The organism is uncultured Campylobacter sp. (assembly GCF_938045775.1).
In the GTDB taxonomy this organism is placed as follows: Bacteria; Campylobacterota; Campylobacteria; order Campylobacterales; family Campylobacteraceae; genus Campylobacter_B.
Window position 1 is genome coordinate 1 of record NZ_CALIBH010000035.1, and the last position, 7,806, is coordinate 7,806.

10 protein-coding genes and 1 pseudogene are annotated in these 7,806 nt (G+C 46.6%); 6 read left to right on the forward strand and 5 right to left on the reverse strand.

What is annotated here, in order from left to right; translation table 11 throughout:
* Positions 1–1,700, reverse strand: a 1,700-nt coding sequence (ciaB, locus tag Q0238_RS00985; RefSeq protein ID WP_297941989.1) for an invasion protein CiaB, incomplete at its 3' end; no start/stop codon positions are given.
* Between the two features lie 185 nt (positions 1,701–1,885).
* Between ciaB and Q0238_RS00990 the strand changes: the two genes are divergently transcribed.
* Complete coding sequence (locus tag Q0238_RS00990; protein WP_291940280.1) at positions 1,886–2,305, forward strand: acyl-CoA thioesterase; 420 nt, start codon at positions 1,886–1,888, stop codon at positions 2,303–2,305.
* A gap of 147 nt (positions 2,306–2,452) precedes the next feature.
* Positions 2,453–2,587: a hypothetical protein gene (locus Q0238_RS00995; RefSeq protein WP_297941992.1), complete on the forward strand. Its 135-nt coding sequence runs from the start codon at positions 2,453–2,455 to the stop codon at positions 2,585–2,587.
* A 3-nt stretch (positions 2,588–2,590) separates the two neighbouring features.
* Here the strand turns inward: Q0238_RS00995 and Q0238_RS01000 are convergent, their stop codons facing one another.
* The 3 genes from Q0238_RS01000 to Q0238_RS01010 all read right to left on the reverse strand — a co-directional run bounded on the left by Q0238_RS01000 (position 2,591) and on the right by Q0238_RS01010 (position 4,718).
* On the reverse strand, positions 2,591–2,794 hold the full coding sequence (locus tag Q0238_RS01000) for a hypothetical protein (RefSeq protein ID WP_297941994.1): 204 nt from the start codon (positions 2,792–2,794) through the stop codon (positions 2,591–2,593).
* Positions 2,795–2,867: 73 nt separating this feature from the next.
* Positions 2,868–3,608 carry an EI24 domain-containing protein gene (locus Q0238_RS01005; RefSeq protein WP_297941996.1) on the reverse strand — a complete coding sequence of 247 codons (741 nt, stop codon included), beginning with the start codon at positions 3,606–3,608 and terminating at the stop codon, positions 2,868–2,870.
* A gap of 420 nt (positions 3,609–4,028) precedes the next feature.
* Positions 4,029–4,718, reverse strand: a complete 690-nt coding sequence (locus tag Q0238_RS01010) for a dUTP diphosphatase (protein ID WP_297941998.1) — start codon at positions 4,716–4,718, stop codon at positions 4,029–4,031.
* An 80-nt stretch (positions 4,719–4,798) separates the two neighbouring features.
* Between Q0238_RS01010 and Q0238_RS01015 the strand changes: the two genes are divergently transcribed.
* Positions 4,799–5,212 (forward strand): hypothetical protein, encoded by a 414-nt coding sequence (locus tag Q0238_RS01015; RefSeq protein WP_177386822.1) that lies wholly within the window; start codon positions 4,799–4,801, stop codon positions 5,210–5,212.
* A 322-nt stretch (positions 5,213–5,534) separates the two neighbouring features.
* Here Q0238_RS01015 and Q0238_RS01020 read toward each other — a convergent pair whose 3' ends face one another.
* Positions 5,535–5,744, reverse strand: coding sequence for a 4-oxalocrotonate tautomerase family protein (locus tag Q0238_RS01020; protein ID WP_297942000.1), 210 nt, complete (start codon positions 5,742–5,744; stop codon positions 5,535–5,537).
* Positions 5,745–5,850: 106 nt separating this feature from the next.
* Between Q0238_RS01020 and luxS the strand changes: the two genes are divergently transcribed.
* The 3 genes and pseudogenes from luxS to Q0238_RS01035 form a co-directional block, all read left to right on the forward strand.
* The gene (gene luxS, locus Q0238_RS01025; RefSeq protein WP_297942002.1) at positions 5,851–6,354 is read left to right on the forward strand and encodes an S-ribosylhomocysteine lyase; all 504 of its coding nucleotides are present in this window, start codon (positions 5,851–5,853) and stop codon (positions 6,352–6,354) included.
* A 582-nt stretch (positions 6,355–6,936) separates the two neighbouring features.
* Complete coding sequence (locus Q0238_RS01030) at positions 6,937–7,275, forward strand: cupin domain-containing protein (protein ID WP_297880215.1); 339 nt, start codon at positions 6,937–6,939, stop codon at positions 7,273–7,275.
* Between the two features lie 163 nt (positions 7,276–7,438).
* Positions 7,439–7,806 (forward strand): annotated as a pseudogene (locus Q0238_RS01035) (hypothetical protein); the annotation flags it as partial.

Here is a 7,806-nt window from a genome sequence, read left to right on the forward strand (position 1 = left end):
CCGCCGCTAAGCTCCGCAAAGCGCGATAAAAATTCCGCCGCGTCCTTTTTGTCGCAATAAAGCCGCGCCAGCTCCTCGTAGTTTTGTAGGCACGCGGACTTAAAGCTCTCGTAGCCCGCGCGGTCAAATTTAACCGCCAGTCGCCCGCGTTCAAATTTCAAAACGCCCGATGCGAAAAGCAAGCTCAGATGTATCAGAGCCTCGCAATAGTAGGGTTTGAGCTCCTCCACCCGCTGCCACGCGATGAGCCCCACGGCGCGGCGGATCAGCTCATCCAGCACCGGCAGGCAAAACTCCGCCTCCTCATGGAAAAAGAAGCTCACGAGCCCGCCGGTAGTCGCCTTGTACTCCTCGATGAGCTTAAAAAGCCCCGAGCGGTTCATGCGCGCCTCGGTGTCCGCGTCGATGAAAAATATATGCCCGAACTCATGCCCGATCGTCGATATTTCGTAGACGCGGCGCCAAATTTGCGGCTTTTTAAATAAAATTTCGCGCCCGAAATTTAGATAGTGGGGCTCAAATATTTCGCCGCTTAGCCGCATAAAAGGTCTAGCCTTGGCGCTTTCATAGACGAAATTTACGAATGCGAAAATTTTCTTGCCGCAGTTGGTGCTTACGAATTCGTCGTTGGGCACGACCTGCGCCGAAAAGAGTCCGTTAAGATCGGCTCCGTAGTAGATCAGCGGCGCGCAGACGTAAAGCTGGGTTTTGGCGATGTTTGAGAGCACGAGCGAGTGCATGACGGCGTTGTTCGCGCCGATTTTTTCATACGCACACTCAAAGCTCTCGCTTACGCGCGCTTTAAATTCCTCCGCGCTAAACTCGTACGCGCCTGCAAGCCTGACGTCCCATTCCAGCGCGACTGCGTGCGTGTAGGCGTCCTCATAGTACTCAAGCGGATGACCGATCTGAAGCGGCGTTTTTATATCCATCCACGCGATCTCCGCATCCCGCCACGCGCCGATTACCGCGCTAGCGTCCCTCTCGCAAAAGGCCTGTTTGAGCTTGCTTAGATACGCGACGTAAGCTAGCTCGCTCTCATCTTCTGCTAGCGTTACCAGACGCTCCAAAAGATCGCTAAATTCGCTCTGCAGCTTTGCCGTCTCATCCGCAAATGCCACGGCGTAGGGAACCATTTGGGATTTACCCTCGCGCTGCACTATCGCGCCGTAGCAGCGCTCGCAGATCTCGCCGTGAGGCGTGCGCATAAACAGCTCCTCTTGCAGCAAAAATTCCTTCGCCTGCGCAAGCGAGCTAAATTCCTTTTCCCAGCGCTTGTTCGTGCCTTCGATGATTAGGGCTTGCCAGCTTTTTTGCATATCGCTTAGCACGAGCCCGATGCGGTGTACGCCCTTTAAAAGCTCCAGATAAAACGGCTGCAAAATCCCCTGCGCGCCCGCCTCGGCGATGAGCGCTTCGTGCATGCCCTCGTGTATTTCGCGCGTGAAATCATACATTTTGCTCTTTAGCTCGCGCTGTCGCGCCTCATCGTAGCCCAAGCGGCGGAATTCTTGCAGCAGCGGATCCTCTTTGAGATCGACGATTCGGCGTAGCACGGCGATGCGCGCAGTATCGCCAGACTCAAAGCCGCAAATTTCTAATCCGCGCGCGATCAGCTCGGCGTGCGGCTCGTCGTAGAGGGCGTTTAGTCGCGCCTTAGCGCTCGCCGCCATCTCGCTAAGTTTTGCAAAATCGTTCATCGCTTATCCTTTTTGCCGTTTTTATCGTCTTTTTACGAGCGGAATGTGTCTGCTTCGAGAGCAAAATTCCATCCTCGCATCCGCTTAAAATTTTAAAATTTCGGCATAGATTTTTGCCGATTGTATCGAAAAAGTGTTAAATTTGCGCGGTTAAAATGCGAGATTTTTAAATTTAAGGAGTAAAAATGAGCGATTTAAACTTAGACGATTTCGGCGAGCCGCGCATCAAGGTCGTAGCGCTGCCTAAGGATACGAATAGCTCGGGCAATATTTTCGGCGGCTGGATACTAGCGCAGATCGATTTAGCGGGCGCGACGGCGGCGCGCGAGATAGCGCCCGAGCGGGTCGTGACGATCTCGATGCAGGAGGTAACTTTCAAGCAGCCTGTATTTATCGGCGATGTCATCAGCTGCTACGCAAAAGTCCTAAGTGTGGGAAATACCTCTATCCGCGTGCAGATCGAGGTCGCAGCGCTACGACTGGGCGAGGATGGATTTCGCGAGTGCTTGCACGTAACCAGCGCGATCGCAACCTACGTAAGCGTGACCAAATTAGGCCAAAAAAAGCCGATCAGCGCAGAGATCAAGCGGCTGCACGGATTTTAAAATTTCTCAAACTTTAGTTTTAGCTCAAGGAATTTTAGCGTCAAGATTATAACGCGAAAATTTTTATGTGGGATAAGCTTAGTGCACAGAATTTGCTGCGTAAAATTTTATAATTTTAAGCGCGGAATTTTGCTGTGTAGTATTTTGGTGGAAAACCTAGCAGACGGAATTTTAGAATTTTGGAATTTTGGAATTTTGGAATTTTGGAATTTTGGAATTTTGGAATTTTGCGGCGCGCAGATTAATAAACAAATTAAAACGCGCCGCGGTAAGTCGTGCTAGCAGCTAGTTTGTAGCGTCTTGAAGCTCTTCTTCGATCTCAGAGTTGCTTTTTACGACCATGCCTGAGCCGTGGATGACGCTAGGCATGCAGGATGTGCAGATATGCACCGTCTCGCCGTTTTTATGCGCCTTGATAAAGACCGCGTTTTCATCGTCGCTGCTTTTTAGCGAACAAATATTGCAAATGTAAATATCACCTGATTTCATAGAAATCCTTTCTTAAAAAATTTCGCACTATTTTATGAAAATTTCAAAATTTTTCATTGATTTTAGTTAATCTTTAGCGATTTTTATTGCGGGCGCTTTCATCTATTAGCACTATGTGCGTCAAAAAGATGATGAAAAATAGCTGGAAAAATAATCCTACCAGCGGGATCAAGCACAGCAGATAAAAAATAAAAGCGCTTAGGGCAAATTTATATCCGCCGCCCATTTTATAAGAGCGCTCGAAGCTTTTCGCGCTTAACGCGTTTGAAGCGACGTCGATTAGAATCAGCTTGTAATAGATATAAAAAAACGGCACGTTTATGATAAATAAATTTATTACCGGCACGAACAAAAGCACCGAACAGATAAATAAAATCACTAAAAATTTTAAAATTTCAAGACTCATCAGCTTTAGCACTCGCGCCGTGCTCGCTTCATCCGCGCGGATTAGGTGGTAGTGGCGGGCGTTGATCTCTTTGGTGACTGCGGGCGTCAGAAAGGCTGCGATGATAAGCGCACAAAACACGCTAAGCATCAGTACCGCAAAGCTGGCAAACACCGAAAAAATCGCGCCGATAATCCACTTCGTAGCAGCAAAGCTTAGAATTTTTGCAATTACTGGGAAGCGCTGTTCGTCCAAGAAGCTAAAATCGCCGCTTTGCGCGCCCTGAGAAAGTGCGTCAAAAAGCTCTTTGCCGCCGAAAAATGCGAGCGTGCCCAAGATTATGAGCGAGCACACAAGCGGCAATAGCGAGAGCAAAATAAACTTGCGCGTAAAAAAATCCTGCTTTGCCAAATTAAAAATTCTACCCATGTATGCTCCTATTTGCGTTATTTTAGCGACTTTTGCGACGGAATTTGAGCTGAGTTTATTTTAACTGCCGCACGAAACGCGCCTCATTGATCCGCTCGCTTGGCTCATTCGCTTGCTTTAGCCGGCTCATCTCGCATTATAATACGAAATTTATGCTTTGATCGCTCGCCCGCGTTTAATCTGCTTGTTTATCGTGTGTAAAAAAGAAACTAGATCTAGCTATGTTTTTACCTGTTGCGAATATTTATTTGCTTGCTGCGCGGAATTTTGCCACTTATAAATAAGCTAACATTGCGTAAAATTTTAGGTACAAAACTGCAGAATTTCAAATCAAACCTCTTTTTTAAAATTTGCTTGCCGAAATTTTATAGATGGAATTTTAAAATCTTAAAGATAAATTTCGCAAGCAAATCCATGACTTTACTTCGTCGCGTCGTAGATCTTTTGCAATTGCTCGTAAATTTCGTTTGCACTTACCGCGCCTTTTGATAGCACCTCGATTAGCACCTCGTTATCTTCAAGGTCTCCCCAGATTTTGCGGTAGCCGCCCTCTTTATAACCGTTATTTTGGCGGAATTTATTTAGCACGTTTTTGCCGATATATTTGGCAAAAAGTATGTCTAAGCTCACTCCGCATTTAATCGCGACGCGAAAAAAATCGGTCAGTAGCTCGCCGATTTGCAGCTCAAAGCCGCTTGTTTCGTGGATTATGAGCTCGATGTCGTTTACGATTTCGTAGATGCTGTATTCGCGCACATCGTAGGCGTAGGAGCTAAACTCCGCAAATCCGCTTACTGCCGTGACGTCGCTTACGATGTGGTCGATGTCTTTGCCGCCGTAATATTGCTCTAAAATATAGCTCATCACGAAGTGCCAAATATCAACGATCTCGATGACGATATTATTCACGTCCGGCGCTGCAGAGATATTTTTCCAATGCTTCCACGCAAAGCTATCGATAAGCTCTGCGCATTCCATGTAAATGCAGCGCTTCCAGTTGATAAGTTTGCCGTTTTTTGTATAGCCGTCCTCCCAGCCCACGCCGTTTGTTTCGTCGTTTAGGGCTTGCTGCATCAAAAACATCTCTTTTACTTTTTTATAATTTTCCATAAAAATTCTCCTAATTTTGGCTCGCGATTATAGCTAATAAAAGAAAATCATTGTATAATTTAGCAAAAAGGAGGCTTAAAATGTGTGCCGCTCAAGATAAATTCGACGAGTTTTTAGGCAGGATGAAACTCCTATCTCTCGGAGTTTTGCGCAATAATCTGCCATATTGCTGCAGTGCATTTTACGCCTACGATCCGCAAAATAAGGAGCTCATCATCGCAAGCGCGAGCGACTCCGAGCATATCAAAGCAGTCTTTGCCAACCGCGGAGTTGCGGCTACGGTTGCGCTGGATACGAAATTTGTAGGCAGGATCAAAGGCGTGCAGATTTGCGGCCATATCCGTAGCGCGGATGAGCGCGAAACCTCGCTATATCTTAAGCGCTTCCCGTTTGCGCGCGCGATGGAGACCGATTTTTTTACAATCAGAATCGATTGGATGAAAATGACCGATAATACTCTAACTTTCGGCAAAAAGCTAATTTGGGAGCGCTAGTTCGCTAAGAATATCGTCTATTTATTTTTACGAAATTTTAAACTTTGCGAGGATTAAATTTTATTTAGTAAGATTTTAAAATTTACATAAATTCTATCTTGCCGGTTTTTTCAAAGAATTTCACCATTAGACCCGCTTTAAAATTTCCGCTCGGTTGGTTTTTGGAATTTTACAGCATGGAATTTAGCGTAAAATTTCATCTTGGAAGCTGAGGTTGTCGCAAATTTTATTTCCTTAGAAGCGGAGCCTGCCACGTAAAATTTCGCTTGAAAATTTTAAAATTCTAAAATTTAGCTTTTCAAATTTAGCTTGACGCGCGAGCTTAGCTCCGCCGCTCTCTGATTTCGCTTACTAGCCGCCCGCCAATCGCGTAGTCGTCAGTGGATATTTCGTCTATCGTCACGACCGTGGTTTTCTCGCCCCTGCCTAGCACGGCTACGAGGGCGTCGGTGAGGTTCTTGACGAGCCTTGCTTTTTGTTCGCGACTTAGACCGCCGCGCTCTTTGGTAATTTTGACGTTTATGTAGGGCATTAATTATCCTTAAAATAAACGTAATTGTAGCCAAAATTTCGTCTGCGCGCCTAAAAGTGCGAAATTTTATGTTAAAATCGCCGTGATCTGAATTTAAGGAGAAAATATGCCATTGTTAGATAGTTTTAAGGTCGATCATACCCGCATGAATGCCCCGGGCGTGAGGCTCGCAAAGAGCATGAGCACCAAAAGCGGCGATAAAATTAGCGTCTTTGATCTGCGGTTTTGCCGCCCGAATTTAGAGATTATGAGCGAGCGCGGCACCCACACGCTGGAGCATCTTTTTGCAGGCTTTATGCGCGAGCATCTAAATAGCGCGGACGTCGAGATCATCGACATATCGCCGATGGGGTGCCGCACGGGCTTTTATATGAGCGTGATCGGCGCGCCCAGCGAGAGCGCCGTCGCGGCGGCGTGGAGCGCGAGTATGAAGGATATTTTGGGCGTGGGCTCTCAAAAAGATATCCCCGAGCTGAATAAATTTCAATGCGGCACCTTCGCGATGCACTCGCTAGCAGAAGCTAAACAGATCGCGCAAAACGTGCTAAATAAGGGAATCGGCGTGATCAAAAACGACGAGATCGCGCTGGATCCAAGCAAGATAAAATAGTTTTGAAATTTAAGAGATAGTGCAAAATCTAGCACTATCTCTTTGAGCGCTCGCTCGGCTCGTGATCAGTATGTTACGCGCTATAAAAACATTATCGTAAAATGTGCAAAAATTCGAGGCGCAAAAATGCGTATCTGCTAAAACAAGCCAGAGGCAACATATATTTATAAGCTGATTTAGCTTTATAAACCGACTTGGCGCTTGCCGTAAAGTCTGCGTCACGCGAGGTTTTTGATAAAAGATACGATTGGGCTTTAAGCTGGGTGGCAAAAGCGCGCAAGCAAAGCTCATATCAAATTTAATAAATTTATCTCGTAGACTGACTTCAAATTTAGAAGAATTTTTAAAATTCCGTTTAAATTAATACCGAAATTCTATCCGCAAATACCATGCTTATGCGCCTCTTACTTTTAGATGCGATCTCAATCCTCCAAAAAAATCGTATAGCAAAACGAGAATTTAGAGTTTTTATTTAAGGTTGCGTTGCGAGTTTGACGCTTGAAATTTCACTTTCGCTGCACGAAAAGAATGCTAAAATTCCGCCGAAACCGCACCGGATTCGGTGAACTTAAAGGAGCGAAAATGCAAAGAATTTTTCATATAAAAGATGCTATTTGTAGCGACGAGCGAGCCGTAAAAACGACATTTTTTACTACGGAGGCCACTTGCGGCGCGGTTTGGATCGTCAAACGCGGCCAGGTCGTAGCGCCGCATATTCACCCCGGTGGCGATGACGTATGGATCTGCTTAAGCGGACGCGGCGTGTTTTATCCGAGCAAGGGCGAGGAGGTGCCGATCTGTGCGGGCGATCTAATCATTTCCAAAAGCGGAGAGTGCCACGGTATGAAAAATACGGGCGATGAGGATTTTGTGTTTGCAAGCGTTACGGCGCCGATTCCGTGCGGCTACGAAGCGATTTAAATTAAAATTCGCCAGAGATTTTGTGGCATTCGTAAAATAAATTAGCGCCGCAAAGAGTTGAATCAGAATTTGCCCGTAGCGTTAAATTTCATAAATTTAGCCGCGCTTTTGTACAATTTCAAGTGCCGCGCAATCTGCGGCGAGATTAAATTTGAGGCAAAAGATGTATGAAGATTTTACGCAAGAGCCAAAGGGCAAGCGCGCGCAAAAGAAGCGCAAAGCTAGGGCGCGCGAGGCAGAAACAGATCGCAAGCCTGTACGAGACGCGCCTCGGGGCATGCCACTTTGGCGCAAGATCGTGCTTGGCGCGACATTTGTATTTGCGGCTTTTAGCGTGCTCGCTCTGTTTGCGGTTATAAATTCCAGCGATGACTACTCGCCGCGGGACGACGAGCAGATCAAATACAGCGATTTTTATAAAAAAGATGGCGAAATTTACGCCCTCGTGGTGGGTGCGGGCTATTTTGTGATACCGGGCGCGGACGCGGCGAGCTTTCGGGTTTTGGATTTCGGCTCCGGCTACCGCTCCAA